Here is a 14,397-nt window from a genome sequence, read left to right as displayed (position 1 = left end):
TTGTTTTTAAAAGAATTAATCAAACATCATCGCCATCGATAGCGACCATTACCCGGCTTCGTTTTCAAATCGATAATCCAGATTGGATACTGGCTCCGTGTCCAGAACAACACCCCTTTCCTCCAGGAGCCAAACATCATGAAACGCACTCTCACCTTCGGTTTCGCCCTTTCCCTGATCGCCGCCAACCTCGCCTTCGCCGCCCCGCAAGTGGCCGAGAACGGTTCCTCCTACAGCGTCGACCGTCTGCACCAGCAAATGCAGGCCCGCGTCGCCGAGAACGGCAGCGGCCAGACCATCGAGCGCCTGCACAAGCAACTGAGCGAGCAGGTCCGTGTTTCGGAAAACGGCAGCAGCCAGACCATCGACCGCCTGCACAAGCAAATGGGTGAAGAAGCCCGCGTGGCCGAGAACGGCAGCAGCCGCACCATCGACCGCCTGCACCAGCAGATGGGTGAAGAGGCCCGCGTAGCCGAGAACGGCAGCTCCAACACCATCGACCGCCTGCACAAACAAATGGGTGGTGAAGAAGCCCGTGTCGCCGAGAACGGCAGCTCCAACACCATCGACCGTCTGCACAAGCAAATGGGTAGCGAAGAAGCCCGCGTGGCCGAAAACGGCAGCAGCCACACCATCGACCGTCTGCACGGCGCCATGAGCGTTGCCGAATCCGGTGGCGACACCGTCTTCAACGCCCACTTCCGTCAGGTCTGAAGCAACGCGCAGTACACCGCAAGGTGAAAGAAAAGCCCGGCATTCGCCGGGCTTTCTCATTTCTGCGGATCAGCTCGCCTGGTCGGGCGAACCGTCGGAGCGGCCGATGCTCGGCGGGGCCTCCACCACCAGCTCTTCCGGCACCTCTTCCACCCGCGGGTCGAGGGTGGCGGCCATGGGGCTGACGGTGTCGGGCATGGCCACGTGGTGCAGCGGCGCCTCGTCGACGCGGTGGATGCCGGTGACGCGCCGCGGCTGCACCCAGAAGATCAGCACCAGCGCATAGGCCGACACCAGCATGTAGAACATGCCCGGGCCGAAGTGGCTCATCAGCGCGCCGGCGAACAGCGGACCGATGCACGCGCCCACCCCGTAGGTGGTCAGCAGCATGGCCGAGAGCGCCACGCGCCGCGGCTGCTCGACGTGGTCGTTGGCCAGGGCCACCGCCAGCGGGTAGAGGGTGAACAGCAGCATGCCGGTGACGAAGCCGTTGGCCAGCAGCGCCCAGTAGGGCAGCTGGATCAGCCCCCACATCGGCGCGGCAGCCACGCACAGCAGCAGCGCGTTGCCGCGGATCAGCCAGCTGCGGTTGACGCGGTCCGACAGCCAGCCCAGCGGCCACTGCGCGCAGAAGCCGGCGACGATGCACATGCCGACGAACAGGCTCGACTGCGAGGTGTCCAGCCCGTTGCGGTTGGCGTACACCGGCGCCAGGCCGTAGAAGGCGCCGACCATCAGGCCGGCGACGAAGATGGTGCCCAGCGACTGCGGCACGCGCTTCCAGAAGAAGCCGATCTCCAGCGGCGCCGCCACCAGCTTGGCCGGGTGCACCCGGCGCGTCAGCGCCAGCGGGATCAGGCAGGCGGAGAAACAGATCGCTACCAGCAGCAGCGGTTTGTAGTCCAGCGCAGGGCTCGCCGCCAGCAGGCCCTGGCCGAGCACCAGGCCGAGGTCCACCGCGACCATGTAGCCGGCGAACACCTTGCCGCGCTGGTGCCCTTCGGCCTGCTCGTTGAGCCAGCTCTCGATCACCATGTACTGGTTCATCATCACCGCGCCCATCACGAAGCGCAGCGCCACCCAGACCGCCAGGGTGTCGATGAGCGCGTGCAGCAGCACGATCACCGTGGCCAGGCCCGCGCAGGCCACGTAGGAACGGATGTGGCCGAAGCCGGCGATCAGCTTGTGGCCGAACTTGCCGCCGCAGACCAGGCCGAAATAGTAGGCCGCCATCAGGCCGCCGACCCACAGGTCGCCGGCGCCCTCGGCGGTCAGGCGCAGGCCCATGTAGGTGGTGAACAGGCCGGAACCGGCCAGCATCAGGAGGGTGGCGGTGTAGAGCGCGGGGAAGGTGACGAGCGGGCTGAACATGGGGCTACCTCGCCGGGCGACGCTGCGCACGGCGGACGAGAGGACCAGGGAGAGGGGCCGGGAAACCACGGGCGCAGCGGGGCGACCACCACCGCGCGGGAACCGGCCGCGGGCCATACTGCAAAGCCGCGGCATGGCAGCGGCGCATTATCCACGCCGGCCGGCTGCCCCGCCATTGGCCGCGACGTTCGGCGAGTGTCGGAACCGTCCGACATAGACGCCCTCGAATGAAAAAACGCCCGGGAGATCGCCATGAACGTCAGAGACCCGCAGGAATTCCTGCTCTGGTGCACCCTGCTCAACTACGCCGTGCTGCTGCTCTGGTTCGGCGCCTTCAGCCTCGCCCACGACGGCCTGTACCGCCTGCACAGGCACTGGTTCGGCCTGGGCCGGGAAGCCTTCGACGCCCTGCACTACGGCGGCATGGCGGTGTACAAGATCGGCATCCTGCTGCTCAACCTGGTGCCGCTGCTGGCGTTGTGGATAACCGGGGGCTGAGCCGCCCCCGGAACGGTGCGCCTCGTTTCTGGCGTCAGATTTTTCTCACTTTTTCCTACGGTTCCGCCATGCCCTGCCGATAACACCTCCCTGGCGCGGTGCGCCTTGCCATGGCCTCGACAAGAACAATCTCCGAATGGCCTGCCTTCACCGAACCTTCTTTGGAGATCGTCAATGCATAGCTGGATATCCAACCTGAGCGTGAACCTCAAGTTGGCCCTCGGCTTCGGCGTGGTCCTGGCGTTTACCGCCATCCTCGCCGTGGTCAGTTGGGTCGGCCTGGGCTCGCTGATCGACCGCAGCAACTGGATGAGCGACATCACCGAGCTCAACGCCCGCCTCACCAAGCTGCGCATCACCCGCCTGCAATACATGATCGCCGACGGCGGCGAGCAGGAAGCCGGCGCCGTCATGAGCGCCCTGGGCGAATTCAAGGCGCACCAGCAGAAACTGCGCGGCTACTTCGTCAGCCCCGAGAACGTGCGCATGCTCGACCAGTTGGGCGGCGTCATCGCCGACTACGAGAAATCCCTGGCCGCCATGCGCAGCGGCTACCAGAACGCCAGCGCCACCCGCCGCGCCCTGGAAGGCGAGGCCGCCCGCGCCGGCGAGCTGACCGCGCAACTGCAGGAAGACGTGCTCAAGGCCCCGGCCGACGAAGAACGCGCCGCCCGCTACCAGGCCATCAGCCGCACCCGCGAGGACCTGCTGCAGGCCCGCTACGACGTGCGCGACTACCTGGCCACCGCCCTGTCCCGCGATGGCGACGGCGTCACCCGCCACCTGGACGAAAGCCTCGCCAGCCTACCGACGCTGGAAAGCACCCTCGGCCCCGACCTGGCGGCCCGCGTGCAGCAACTGGGCGCTGCGCTGCGCGGCTACCGCGAGGGCGTACAGGCCCTGCGGGCGAACATGGCCGCCATCGTCCAGGCGCGCAAGGAAATGACCACCCAGGGCCAGGACATCGTCAAGCTCAGCGAATCTCTCTACCAACTGCAACTGGACCGCCGCGACATCGAAAGCGCCCGCGCCCGCAACCTGCAGGTGCTCTTCACCCTGCTGGCCCTGGTGCTGGGCGGCCTGGCCGCGGTGGTCATCACCCGGCAGATCACCCGCCCACTGCACGCCACCATGGAAGTGGTCGACCGCATCGCCGCCGGCGACCTGTCCCGCGACATCCAGGTCGAGCGTCGCGACGAACTCGGCCGCCTGCAACAGAGCATGCAGCGCATGAGCCACAGCCTGCGCGACCTGATCGGCGGCATCCGCGATGGCGTGACGCAGATCGCCAGCGCCGCCGAGGAGCTGTCGGCGGTCACCGAGCAGACCAGCGCCGGTGCCAACAGCCAGAAGGTGGAAACCGACCAGGTGGCCACCGCCATGCACGAGATGTCCGCCACCGTGCAGGAAGTGGCGCGCAATGCCGAGCAGGCCTCCCAGGCCGCGTCCGCCGCCGACCGCGAAGCCCACGACGGCGACCGCGTGGTGAACCAGGCCGTGGAACAGATCGAGCGCCTGGCCGAGGAAGTGGAACGCTCCGCCGACGCCATGCAGCGCCTGGAACAGGAAAGCGAGAAGATCGGCAAGGTCATGGACGTGATCAAATCAGTGGCCGAGCAGACCAACCTGCTGGCCCTCAACGCCGCCATCGAAGCTGCCCGCGCCGGGGAAGCCGGCCGCGGCTTCGCCGTGGTGGCCGACGAAGTCCGCGCCCTGGCCCAGCGCACCCAGCAGTCCACCGAAGAGATCGAAGCCCTGGTCGCCGGCCTGCAGAGCGGCACCCGCCAGGTCTCCAGCGTCATGCTCGGCAGCCGCGAACTGACCGCCAGCAGCGTGGCCCTGAGCCGCCAGGCCGGCGAATCCCTGGGCAGCATCACCCGCACCGTGTCGAACATCCAGGCGATGAACCAGCAGATCGCCACCGCGGCCGAGGAACAGAGCGCCGTGGCCGAGGAAATCAGCCGCAGCGTGGTCAGCGTGCGCGACGTCTCCGAACAGACCGCCGCGGCCAGCGAAGAAGTCGCCGCCTCCAGCGTGGAACTGGCGCGCCTGGGCGGGCAATTGCAGACGCTGGTGAGCCATTTCCGCGTCTGATCAGAATCGTCTGATTCCCCCGCCAGGCCCGCCCGGCGAAAGCTGGGCGGGCCCTTGCTGAGGGTGGATGGGTCATGGCAGGGACGCCGGGCCCATCCTTGCCGGCGGCAGAAGAGACAACCTCATCCCTTCGCCCGGCCTCGACGGGTCAGTCGGTGCCGTACTTCGGCGAGCGCGGGCCGTACAACAGCGCACCCGGTTGCCCGGCGGACAGCAGGCGCTGGCTGGTGACCCCGGCGATGGGGTAGCCGGCATCATCCTGGGCGCTGCTGATGATCTGCTTGACCGCCGCGGTGATCAGCATGCCCAGCAGGCCGCCGTTGTTGCTGCTGCCCTCCTCGCTGGAAGCGGTGGCGCTTCCCGTCCACAGCGTGGTGCCGGACTTCAGGTCCACCAGCTTGGCCCCGGCGGTCACCACGGTCGCGCTGCTCAGCACCATGTAGCTGGTGCCGTACTGCGTCACGGTGATGTACAGGGCCGCATCCGCGCCGAAGATTTCCTGCAGCTTCGCCGGGGACACCGCATGGATGTCCGCCGGGGTGGAGAGGCCGTTCTGGCGGAACGTCTCGGCCACCAGCGCCACCGGCAGCACGTAGTAACCGGCCTCGGCGAGCGGGAAGGTCACCTGCGAGAGCATGCTGTAGGTCGCCTTCACGTCCGGCGAATCGTTCAGCGGCGGCAGCACCAGGATCGAGCGCGGCCGGGCCTGCTTGTAGGCGGAGTAGTCGACGGTCTTCTGCGGCGCACAACCGGCGAGCAGCGCCAGCGCAAACAGGGCCAGCAAAGTCTTGATCGGGTTCCACATCACTTGCTACCTCCCTGCCTTGCGTTCTTCAGCAGAAAATCCATGTAGGCCGACGACTCCGGGAACAGCGCCTTCTCGGTATTGAACTGCTGGACCATCTGGTCGTCCTTGCCCAGGCTCGAATACAACAGGCCCAGTTGCGCGTGATAGCCCGGCGGAACATGGCCGTCGGTGGCGGCGATCTTCTGCAGGTCGCGCTCCAGCGCCTCGGCCTGCGCCTCCTTCGCCTCGCTGGTGAAATAGTCGTGGACCTGGGACTGGTAGCTTTCCCACTGGTACAGCGTCTTCGGCGAGGAACACCCGGCAAGCGACGCCACGCCTGCGCACACCAGCGCCACCAGGCAGCCCCTGGAAACAAAGTTCTTACCCATGAACATCACTTACTCCCTGCTTTCCTTCGGGTTATCGGGCCGGGTTCCAGGCGCCGCTGTCCACCGCGTTCACCAGCTTGTTCACCGCCTCGCGCATGGCCAGGTCGAGGACCTTGCCGTTGAGCGTGGAGTCATAGCTGGCGGTGCCGCCGAAGCCGATGATCTCGCGGTTCGACAGCTCGTACTCGCCCGCCCCCTGCGAGGAATAGACGACCTCGGAGGTGCTGATGTTGACGATGTTCAGCGCGACCTTGGCATAGGCCACCTGGGTCTTGCCGCGCCCGAGAATGCCGAACAGCTGGCGGTCGCCGACCTCCTTGCGACCGAATTCGGTGACATCGCCGGTCACCACATAGTCGGCACCCTTGAGCTGCTGGGCCTGGCCCTTGATAGCGGCCTCCTGCTGGATCTCGCTCATGTTGTCGCGGTCCAGCACGTTGAAGCGGTTGGTCTGCTGCAGATGGGTGATCAGGATGGTCTTGGCCTGGCCGCCAAGGCGGTCGACGCCATCGGAGAAGATGCCCCGCATATAGCTGGAGCGGTTATCGAACTTGCCCACCGCAATGGGCGAACGCACGCCGGAATACGGCTTGTTGACGCTCTCCACCTGCTGCACCGGCAGCGCCCTGGAGCTTTCCGTGGCACAACCGCCGACCGTCAGCAGGGCGGCGGACGCCACGCCCAACAACAAGCCCCGGGACATTTTCATCTTCACACTGCATTCCCCCTCGGAAATCCAATAAACAGGGCCGCCAGCCAATGCCGACGGCCATCCTCTCAATGGCCAGGCAATGCCATCGAGCCACCATGGCAACCGGAACCACGATGGGCCCGGGCACCCGACGCGCACGGCGGAACCCATGCGCGCAGGCATGCGAGGAAGGAAAGTTCGAGCACGGGAAACGCAGCCGCTACAGGACGTACCGGCGTGAACGGCAGGAGGAGGCGAGACAAGGCCTGGCATCCAGCCTGTGGGAATGAACTGCATCCCGTCGATCCTTCGAAAACATCTTGTTACCTGGCCGCGCCATTAAAACACAACCATTGAGCCACCACCCACGCCACCTACGTGGAATCAGAAGTGCCTCAAGAAATCCTCTTCGCGCAGTGGACGGAACCGCGGCTCCAGCACAGGGCTCCTGGCCCTTGCGAGCACGCCGACGCGCAACAGTCCATGCAAAAAGCCCTTTCCCCAGCGTTTTTCAGATGTGTCCTAAACCCATCGCATAGCGAAGCAAGCAGTCTCCGGGCAAGTTCTGGAGAACCGCAACCTAGAGCCTTCCGCGATGAAAACGCAGTCGAACGACGCCACCCGGCGCCCCGACGTTGCCTACCTGGCAACCCGGACACGAACCCTCTACCACCGCCTGGTCGACCTGGACTCCGCACACTTGCCGCCAGCCACACGCCTCAAGCAACTGGAGCGTTCGCGAGCGGAAGTCTTCGACCTGGGGCACAACCTCGCCGAATTGCTCGGCGACCGACGGGGCAGCACCGAGCGACGGCGGGCGGACAAGGCGGCGCAACTCATCGCCGCCCTGCACCGCCGGCTGATCCAGGGCTACTGGGCCCTGGCCCGGGGCGAATGCGCCGAGGCGCAACTCAAGGCACTGCTCTTGCAGCGCACGCTGCGCAGCGCCCAGGAAATCCACTTCAGCGCCCTGCTCAACGGCCAGGAGGCACCGGCCGGTTTCTGGCGCCTGCTCCATCGCCTCTACGCCAAGGCCCGGCAGGCGTCGCTGCAGGACATCGACGTGAAGGACCCGGAAATCCCGGAAGCCCGCAGCCAGAGCATCAGCCGCGGCTACCTCGGCGCGTTGCTGCTGGCCAGCTCCGCTCCCCTGCAGATGCCCGGGGAAGCCCTGCAGGTGCTGATCGAATCCCTGGAAACGCTCGCCTCGACAGCCCGCCTGGACAATGCCCGCGACACGGACCGCTGGATCGTCGCCAGCGACCGCGACCAAGCGTTCCTCGACATCGACAAGACGCCCGCCACCGAGGGCCACCAGGCCCTGCAACTGGACGAAGCGCTCAAGGTGATGCAGCACTTCAAGGGCCTCGGCGGCGCCAAAGAGGGGTTCGACCTCAAGGACCACCTGCTGCGCAGCTGGCGCGGCCAGCCGCCCGGCGCCGACTGGGAAGCCTGCCACGGCTTCGGCGTACTCCTGGAGCACCTAGGCGCCGGCAAGGACGAGGCCGCCCTGGACGCCCGCCACTTCGCCCTCCAGGCCAAGGCGCAGGACGTCTGGGCAATCCACAGCGACGGCCGGGGCGGGCTCGACGAAGAAGTGCCGCACCTGGAGCCCATTGAATTCGAGTCCCCCAACGAAAGCGCCGCCGAGCGGCCCCCGGTCATAGCGCTGAGCCAGGTCACGCCCCTTTCCAACGGAGTATCCGCGCTCTGGAGCAACGGCGAGCCCCCACCGCCCAAGGCCGGCGACCTGCTCGGCATCCGCCCCGGCTCCGAAGCCCCCTGGCAACTGGCGCGCGTCGACAGGGCCACCCCGGCAGGCAACGGCCAAGCCCTGCTCACCCTCACCTGGCTCTCGAAACATCCCCGCGCCTGCCGCATCACCCTGCGCAGCAAACTGCAGGAAAGCGCCCCGCGCAACGCCCTGTTGCTGGACGACGCCGGCACGACACGCATCCTCTGCCCCACGCTGCCGCTGGCCAGCGGCAAGAAGCTGCTGGTGGAAGAAGCTGAAAGCCGCTACATCGCCCTGCTCGGCGAGGCGCAGGACGGCGAAGCGGAACCGGCCTGCTTGAAATTGCAGCGCCTGGACATCGAGGTGGAGGCAGAGCCGGCTGGCAGCCCGGGATAAATCCGCCGCCTTGTCGCCAAGGCCTGTCCTACAGGGAATTTCGGAAATTATCCGTCTTCCGCCGCTCCAGCGACCTGCCTATCCTGCCCCGGCCACGGTCAGTCCCGTGGCCGGGTTTGACAGTCCGACGAATAGGCGCGATGCGCCAGAAGGTGCAGGCGAAAACGGCGAACGTTTTCGCAGGCTCCCGCACACCTGCAGTTTTCTGCTGCAATCCTCCATGGCGGATCGTGCGGGGGAGACCTTCGGGTCTGCCGGTCCCTATTCCCGGTCTGTCACCTCCGTACGGTCCGCCTCCATTCGACTGACAGCGGATGGCGGCGGCTCCTCAATGGAATAGGAGTCCGACAATGCACGACGCATACACCCCGACCACCTTCATTCGCCACGGCCGCCCCCTGCGCGGCGTGATGATCGACAACCAACCCTGGTTCACCGCCCAGGACCTCGCCCGCCTCCTCGGCTTCGGCTACCCCCAGCGCTTCCACCATCGCTTCCGCCCCCACGAAACCCGCCGCATCCACGTCCGCTACGCCACCGACAGCGAAGAACCGCTCGACATGATCAACGAAGCCGGCCTCTACAAGGCCCTGGTCCGCTTCGGCCACCCGGAAAGCCAGCACCTGGACCAATGGCTGAGCCGCGAAGTCATCCCCACCCTGCGCGACCAACACACCCCCGACGACCACACACCCCGCCGCGTACTGATGAGCTGGCAGGCACGCCGGGTGATGTTGCTGGATTGGCAGGGGGAACTGTGGGTGCCGCTGGAGGAGATGCCGAGGTTGATGCTGGAGCGGTGAGGGGGGAGCGGCTATTTACTGGTTCAGGGAAAAGGGGATGGGCTTATTTTGTGAGGATAGGAAAATAAGTCTGTTTCCTTTCGCCCCTCTAACCCCAATAATTTCACCAGCCTCAGAGCAGATAAACCGCCTACTTTTAGGCATCCATCTATTGACCATCCACGTAGGGAGTAGACTCTAAAATCTCTAGAACCTCATTAGATGCCCTTTCTTTCCACTCCCCACTAATCTCACCAAAAATCGAAATGTATTTCGAAAAATACAACCTACGAAAATCCACACCTTCAACTCTATTAGCCAACTCGTAGTCAGAGGCCAACCTAAACACTACACCACTCATTATCCAATACAGCAACTCTTCCACGATATCAGTATGTTTCCTATATATCTCACAACCTCTTTCAGAGCATACATACTCAAATCCATTGCTGTTGATCTCAACATGAGGACTTCCATCCTCTGGAGAGTTCCCCCTCACCAAAAGAAGAGATCTTGGAGCTCCGACCTTTTTGCCAAGCTCATAAACGCAAACCTGTATATCCTCTATAGAGCAGCACATAACTTTTATATATCCTTAAACACCCTTCTCTCACCAAGAGGCTCGCTCAGTAAGGTTGGAAATCTCCAAAAAAGGGGATAGATTTATTTCTCACACCCTAATCCTGCCCACTCAGCCAGCTTTAGAGTAGGAAAAATAAATCTGTCCGCTTTCGGTCCCCTGGGATTCATTCGACCATCTTTTTTATAAATCGAAGCCCACCCTTATCTCGAACCACATACACTGACTCATACTGAAAAGACAGGATAAATCCAAATTCTGTTTCCCCAGAGAGCCTAGTTAGAAATCCTTCAATATCAGACTGACTATAATCGAGGGTGCTTGCCCTACAATGAATTGCCCCCCTCACGCCGACCTTCCATGTAAGCTGGACACCCTCAGCCACAACATCATCAAACTCATCGGCATAACTAAACACGAAATGTGAACCTGACTTATTAAACTCCCCCCATAACTCCTCTCCCTCATGCGAGAAGCACTCACCCATATGAGAGAGCACCCTGGCCACATCATCAAGCTTCGCCCCCCTCTCCAACTCCAAAGACATTGTAATAGTCATCACCCACCCTTAATAACCTTAACCCCCCATCTTACCTTTTAAAAAAGGGATAGATTTATTCCTCGTGCTCTAATCCTGCCCAGCCGGCCAGCTCTAGAGCAAGGAAAATAAATCCGCCCCGAATGGCACTTACTTAACCCTTTTCGGATGACCGTGTTTCTTGATCGCTGCCCGAGCAGATTGACGTGTGCAGGTCAGTAATGGGTAGGGCTTTGGCCTTCGCTTGAAGGCTCTGGGTTCAACTCGCCCGGAGCGATTGCCGACACGCTGTTGCGCGACCAGAACCAGCAGGCCGCGAAGAGTCGTACCTCCGTCAGGATCATCGTCGAATTGCCGCCACGCCAGCCATAGCTGGAGGCTGTGCTTGAAGCTCAATTCACGGGGTAGGCAGTCAGCCATCGAGGCCGATTGCGCCATGATCAGGCGAATCAGGTTGTGTGCCAGCAGGTAAATCCAGAGTTCCTTGATAGCCATCGCGGGAGCTTTACAGCTCAGCATTTCGAGCCCCATCGTGGTTTTGAGATTGCGCAGATCCAACTCTACGTGCCAGCGGCTTTTGAACAGCGCTTTCAAGGCAGCCTTGGGCGTTTGACTCGTGCGGCGCAGCGTCGTGACCAGAATCTTGTCGCCCGCTTTCAACTCCCGAACCTCCAACCTGTCAGGCACTTGCTCGTAGTAAGCCTGGCTCATCCAGGATGGGCGTTTCCGGGGCTTTTCCAGACCGATCAGATGATCGCGCGTCCCCAGGCGCTTACCTCGCCGAAAGTCGGTACTGCGCCGACGCGCGCCATATTGCTCAAACACACCATCGATGCCCCTGCGCTGCAATTCACACAGCAGGAAATAGGTCGCGTAGTAGGCATCTCCCAGCAAAACATCGCCAGCGTTCAACGTATCGAGCATCGACCGCAACAGGGTTTGCTCATCGCCACCCTTGCCGCGAAAACGACCCAATGCTGCATTCAGCACTGCACCGCTGGAGAGGCAGACGATGCCAACCAGCCGACAAATCGGAAAGCCCAATCCCGGCTTTTGCCCGCGCGACTGCGGATAGGCGGCCTGATTAGCCGTTGTATCCGGCATCGACACCGTCGTGCCATCCACCAGCCGAACCGGTCTGCCCATCCATTGCCCTGTCTTGCCTGAATAGTGACTGATCAGGCTGCCAGTGTTGCGCACCAGCGTGGAAACCATCTCCACCGGCAACCGCTGACGAGCACGGCAGTAGCCGCCGGTGTGCGTGCTGCACGGCTTCAAACCCGCTAACAGTTGTTTGACGGCCATCTCATTGACCGCCTTATGGCAGGAACGGTCGGCACTCAAGGCCTGGGCCATGAACATGGACAACGTCTCTGTCGGCGGGAACAAGCGCTCCCGATGAAACGGCAGCAACGACTCGACATGCTCGAATAATTCAGGGCCGGTTAGCAGGTTGAAGAAGGCGTAAGCGTCCGTATTCGATGTATGCCGACGGGCGCGCTGCTGTTGATGAATGACGGCTTGGCGCCTAGGATTCATCTGGGCTGCTCCTTGGGCTCGGTGTGTGTTCGCAACTATCACCGTAGACCAAGAGCAGCCTTTCTTTTCTGAATCAATCGCTTAGCGCTTAAGTAAGTGCCATTCAAATCTGTCCCCTTTTCGTCTGCCTTTTCGTCTGTCCCTTTTTCGACATCCCCACAATAACGGTCCATTCCGTTTCTTGCCTTAACGATCAGAGATCTCTATATGAAACGACTCCGCACAGATTTCCAGACTCATCCATCCCGGCCCAGGCGAAACACCGATTACCCCCTCAAGAAAATACTCTTTAACCATCCCTCTACCCACAGACCTGTGGCCAATCTCTTGCACGAACTCAGTACCGGAAGGCGATGTACGATCGGACGAATACTGACAAATGACTCGCCTCGAAAAACTCACACCCAAGAATACAAGCCAACACCCCCCAACATACTCATGCATAGCATATGAACTTTCCTCTTTACTTTTATATTCAACCCATTCTCCATTCTTATTACGAGCATTTAAAAGCCCATCTACAAGCTCCCATTCAACATATTCAGCATCTCTAGCGGGATCATATATATAGTGAACCGGAAAAATGTTTTCCACTTTAGAACATTCATCCTCTTCACACTCAACAATTTGAGTTAGCTCGCCCTCTCTGATCAACTTTGATCTTTTAAGCATCAACCCCTTCTCGACAAAGACCCGAACAACCCCATCTTTAACAACACAATTTCCGTACGTACAATCAAACGTAACGAGAGAGTCAAAATTCACTGAAATCATCATATTGCTTTCTCTAAAACTATGGTTTTCATACCATCTAAATTGGTAATAACACCACCATCTGTACGTAAAAAAGTTTGCCCCGCGAAGCGAGCATCTAAAGGACCATCCTGAATAATTCGCAACCCTAAAGACTCAAGATCAGCTGCACTTTAAGCGAAAAGAAAGCGAAAAGGGGACAGATTTATTTCTCATACCCTAATCCTGCCCAGTCAGCCAGCCCTAGAATAGGAGAAATAAATTTGTCCCCTTTTCGGTCGTTATTTATACCGTTTCTCGGTATCGGGGGTCTTCCCTCATGAGCCTTAGAACCTCAGACCAGTTCCATAGAATCCCAGGAATGTGACTTTCCGGAACTATCTTCGCTCTTTCCGAAAGCGGGAACTCGCCCATTGCTTTCTTGCAATGAGAATAAAACAAGTTAAAGCAGCCTTCATCAACATAGTCCAGAACGATAAAGTTCTGCCCTTGTTCATCAAGCGGAGTATAAACTGCCTTCAGACAGCACTGTTCATCAACTTTAAACAGGCTCCTGGTTTCCTCAACGATACAATCAAACACCCCTCCAGAAGTAGACCACCCTGCACCAGGTGGGCCACTTCCTTCACCTATAGAAATGAACATCGCCATAACTCACCTCAAAATAACAATCTTGCTCTGCTGTTCAGGAGTGAACCCCTTTATCCATGAGTTAACTGTGTTCTGGTTGGCAGGGGGTAGATTCCTATCATCCAATGGAACAATATCTGCTTTTTCCAAAAAAAGGGAACAGATTTATTTATCACACCCTAATCCTGTCCAGTCAGCCAGCTTTAGAGTAGGAAAAATAAATCTGTCCCCTTTTCGTGTCCCCTTTTCGCTCTTTTCGCTCTACCAACTTTTGCTCTACTCCTTCAGCCCCAGCAAATGTTTAAATGGCCCCTCATCCATATTCAGCCCCAAATCTCGAGCCAGTTTAACCGCCTCACTATACTCTTCATCCGTTATAGAAACATCATACTCACAGATATGATCACACAATATCTCGAACGCTAGACCCTCTTCGTTATACGCGACATAATCCAAGGCACCCTTAAGAAGATCAGCACTCAAACGCCCCTCAAATCTAGCCCCAAACTTCACAATACGATCTGCAAACATAAAACCTACTTAATTGGCTTATAAGGTGGTACAGGAGCGTCATCAGGGAACGCAGTAATTACCTTCCCTGTAGCTGGCTGGTATACAATTCGCATGCGCACACCATCACGAACTTCATAAGCCACCCATTTTGCCGGATCTCCCTTAGCCGTATAAATCCCACCTGTCCCAGTTTGCGCATACCATTTAGTCTCTGGAGACGTCACAACATCTCCAATTTCGTGAACAATCTTATCTGCTGACCAACCTTCTGGAAAAACAGTTTTCCCCTCCTGCCCTGGCCACATATGTCCACCGCTACCAGGCTTATCACCGTAGAGAATATGTTGCTTGGCTTCAGGAGAGAGAATGTCAACGTAACCTTGCCCA

At 60.3% G+C, this 14,397-nt stretch carries 16 protein-coding genes and 2 pseudogenes; 6 read left to right on the top strand and 12 right to left on the bottom strand.

Annotated features, from left to right (window positions below):
• The first annotated feature begins 138 nt into the window (after window positions 1-138).
• On the top strand, window positions 139-714 hold the full coding sequence (locus tag M8R19_RS33485) for a phage infection protein (protein ID WP_390895847.1): 576 nt from the start codon (window positions 139-141) through the stop codon (window positions 712-714).
• A 69-nt stretch (window positions 715-783) separates the two neighbouring features.
• On the opposite strand, the gene M8R19_RS19365 is transcribed toward M8R19_RS33485, so the two are convergent.
• Window positions 784-2,085 (bottom strand): MFS transporter, encoded by a 1,302-nt coding sequence (locus M8R19_RS19365; RefSeq protein WP_009613359.1) that lies wholly within the window; start codon window positions 2,083-2,085, stop codon window positions 784-786.
• A gap of 252 nt (window positions 2,086-2,337) precedes the next feature.
• On the opposite strand from M8R19_RS19365, the gene M8R19_RS19360 reads away from it, so the two are divergent.
• From M8R19_RS19360 to M8R19_RS33475, 3 genes and pseudogenes are all read left to right on the top strand, one after another.
• A complete protein-coding gene (locus M8R19_RS19360) occupies window positions 2,338-2,583 on the top strand; it encodes a DUF6868 family protein (RefSeq protein WP_116424267.1) in 246 nt (81 codons plus the stop codon).
• 174 nt (window positions 2,584-2,757) lie between these two features.
• Window positions 2,758-3,822 (top strand): annotated as a pseudogene (locus tag M8R19_RS33480) (methyl-accepting chemotaxis protein); the annotation flags it as partial.
• On the top strand, window positions 3,805-4,677 hold the full coding sequence (locus tag M8R19_RS33475; RefSeq protein ID WP_370686630.1) for a methyl-accepting chemotaxis protein: 873 nt from the start codon (window positions 3,805-3,807) through the stop codon (window positions 4,675-4,677). The pseudogene M8R19_RS33480 and the gene M8R19_RS33475, both read left to right, overlap by 18 nt.
• A 148-nt stretch (window positions 4,678-4,825) precedes the next feature.
• Here the strand turns inward: M8R19_RS33475 and M8R19_RS19350 are convergent, their stop codons facing one another.
• The 3 genes from M8R19_RS19350 to M8R19_RS19340 are packed head-to-tail and all read right to left on the bottom strand — an operon-like array spanning window position 4,826 to window position 6,562.
• Window positions 4,826-5,482, bottom strand: coding sequence for a DUF799 domain-containing protein (locus tag M8R19_RS19350; protein WP_249918635.1), 657 nt, complete (start codon window positions 5,480-5,482; stop codon window positions 4,826-4,828).
• Window positions 5,482-5,853: a DUF4810 domain-containing protein gene (locus M8R19_RS19345; RefSeq protein WP_074985142.1), complete on the bottom strand. Its 372-nt coding sequence runs from the start codon at window positions 5,851-5,853 to the stop codon at window positions 5,482-5,484. Before M8R19_RS19345 ends, M8R19_RS19350 begins: the two co-directional genes overlap by 1 nt.
• Before the next feature lie 31 nt (window positions 5,854-5,884).
• Window positions 5,885-6,562, bottom strand: coding sequence for a CsgG/HfaB family protein (locus tag M8R19_RS19340; protein WP_009613369.1), 678 nt, complete (start codon window positions 6,560-6,562; stop codon window positions 5,885-5,887).
• Window positions 6,563-7,139: 577 nt separating this feature from the next.
• Here M8R19_RS19340 and M8R19_RS19335 point away from each other — a divergent pair.
• Together M8R19_RS19335 and M8R19_RS19330 are read left to right on the top strand one after the other, a co-directional pair.
• A complete protein-coding gene (locus M8R19_RS19335) occupies window positions 7,140-8,675 on the top strand; it encodes a cyclic-di-GMP receptor FimW-related protein (RefSeq protein ID WP_249918634.1) in 1,536 nt (511 codons plus the stop codon).
• 350 nt (window positions 8,676-9,025) lie between these two features.
• Complete coding sequence (locus tag M8R19_RS19330) at window positions 9,026-9,478, top strand: BRO-N domain-containing protein (RefSeq protein WP_249918633.1); 453 nt, start codon at window positions 9,026-9,028, stop codon at window positions 9,476-9,478.
• Between the two features lie 148 nt (window positions 9,479-9,626).
• Here the strand turns inward: M8R19_RS19330 and M8R19_RS19325 are convergent, their stop codons facing one another.
• The 8 genes and pseudogenes from M8R19_RS19325 to M8R19_RS33465 all read right to left on the bottom strand — a co-directional run.
• On the bottom strand, window positions 9,627-10,037 hold the full coding sequence (locus M8R19_RS19325) for an Imm63 family immunity protein (RefSeq protein WP_249918632.1): 411 nt from the start codon (window positions 10,035-10,037) through the stop codon (window positions 9,627-9,629).
• A gap of 166 nt (window positions 10,038-10,203) precedes the next feature.
• Window positions 10,204-10,596 (bottom strand): hypothetical protein, encoded by a 393-nt coding sequence (locus M8R19_RS19320; protein WP_249918631.1) that lies wholly within the window; start codon window positions 10,594-10,596, stop codon window positions 10,204-10,206.
• Window positions 10,597-10,725: 129 nt separating this feature from the next.
• The gene (locus M8R19_RS19315) at window positions 10,726-12,114 is read right to left on the bottom strand and encodes an IS4 family transposase (RefSeq protein ID WP_249918630.1); all 1,389 of its coding nucleotides are present in this window, start codon (window positions 12,112-12,114) and stop codon (window positions 10,726-10,728) included.
• A gap of 186 nt (window positions 12,115-12,300) precedes the next feature.
• A complete protein-coding gene (locus M8R19_RS19310; RefSeq protein WP_237770699.1) occupies window positions 12,301-12,891 on the bottom strand; it encodes a hypothetical protein in 591 nt (196 codons plus the stop codon).
• 261 nt (window positions 12,892-13,152) lie between these two features.
• Window positions 13,153-13,518, bottom strand: a complete 366-nt coding sequence (locus M8R19_RS19305; RefSeq protein ID WP_147310745.1) for a hypothetical protein — start codon at window positions 13,516-13,518, stop codon at window positions 13,153-13,155.
• 3 nt (window positions 13,519-13,521) lie between these two features.
• Complete coding sequence (locus M8R19_RS33470; RefSeq protein WP_159458831.1) at window positions 13,522-13,647, bottom strand: hypothetical protein; 126 nt, start codon at window positions 13,645-13,647, stop codon at window positions 13,522-13,524.
• A 126-nt stretch (window positions 13,648-13,773) separates the two neighbouring features.
• A complete protein-coding gene (locus tag M8R19_RS19300; protein WP_074985066.1) occupies window positions 13,774-14,028 on the bottom strand; it encodes a MafI family immunity protein in 255 nt (84 codons plus the stop codon).
• A 5-nt stretch (window positions 14,029-14,033) separates the two neighbouring features.
• Window positions 14,034-14,396, bottom strand: a pseudogene (locus tag M8R19_RS33465) (EndoU domain-containing protein); the annotation flags it as partial.
• Window position 14,397: the final 1 nt, after the last annotated feature.

This window comes from Pseudomonas sp. R3.Fl (assembly GCF_023516765.1).
GTDB lineage: Bacteria > Pseudomonadota > Gammaproteobacteria > Pseudomonadales > Pseudomonadaceae > Pseudomonas > Pseudomonas citronellolis.
Note: the sequence above shows the minus strand (reverse complement) of the source record. Positions and strands in the feature narration are given on the sequence as shown.

Excerpts from the sequence above, each read along its gene's own strand:
- M8R19_RS19315 (WP_249918630.1), bottom strand. The coding sequence starts at position 12,114 with ATGAATCCTAGGCGCCAAGCCGTCATTCATCAACAGCAGCGCGCCCGT.
- M8R19_RS19330 (WP_249918633.1), top strand. The coding sequence starts at position 9,026 with ATGCACGACGCATACACCCCGACCACCTTCATTCGCCACGGCCGCCCC.
- M8R19_RS19345 (WP_074985142.1), bottom strand. The coding sequence starts at position 5,853 with ATGGGTAAGAACTTTGTTTCCAGGGGCTGCCTGGTGGCGCTGGTGTGC.
- M8R19_RS19335 (WP_249918634.1), top strand. The coding sequence starts at position 7,140 with ATGAAAACGCAGTCGAACGACGCCACCCGGCGCCCCGACGTTGCCTAC.
- M8R19_RS19305 (WP_147310745.1), bottom strand. The coding sequence starts at position 13,518 with ATGGCGATGTTCATTTCTATAGGTGAAGGAAGTGGCCCACCTGGTGCA.
- M8R19_RS19325 (WP_249918632.1), bottom strand. The coding sequence starts at position 10,037 with ATGTGCTGCTCTATAGAGGATATACAGGTTTGCGTTTATGAGCTTGGC.
- M8R19_RS19360 (WP_116424267.1), top strand. The coding sequence starts at position 2,338 with ATGAACGTCAGAGACCCGCAGGAATTCCTGCTCTGGTGCACCCTGCTC.
- M8R19_RS19300 (WP_074985066.1), bottom strand. The coding sequence starts at position 14,028 with ATGTTTGCAGATCGTATTGTGAAGTTTGGGGCTAGATTTGAGGGGCGT.
- M8R19_RS19320 (WP_249918631.1), bottom strand. The coding sequence starts at position 10,596 with ATGACTATTACAATGTCTTTGGAGTTGGAGAGGGGGGCGAAGCTTGAT.
- M8R19_RS19350 (WP_249918635.1), bottom strand. The coding sequence starts at position 5,482 with ATGTGGAACCCGATCAAGACTTTGCTGGCCCTGTTTGCGCTGGCGCTG.
- M8R19_RS33475 (WP_370686630.1), top strand. The coding sequence starts at position 3,805 with ATGCAGCGCATGAGCCACAGCCTGCGCGACCTGATCGGCGGCATCCGC.
- M8R19_RS19310 (WP_237770699.1), bottom strand. The coding sequence starts at position 12,891 with ATGATGATTTCAGTGAATTTTGACTCTCTCGTTACGTTTGATTGTACG.
- M8R19_RS19365 (WP_009613359.1), bottom strand. The coding sequence starts at position 2,085 with ATGTTCAGCCCGCTCGTCACCTTCCCCGCGCTCTACACCGCCACCCTC.
- M8R19_RS19340 (WP_009613369.1), bottom strand. The coding sequence starts at position 6,562 with ATGAAAATGTCCCGGGGCTTGTTGTTGGGCGTGGCGTCCGCCGCCCTG.
- M8R19_RS33485 (WP_390895847.1), top strand. The coding sequence starts at position 139 with ATGAAACGCACTCTCACCTTCGGTTTCGCCCTTTCCCTGATCGCCGCC.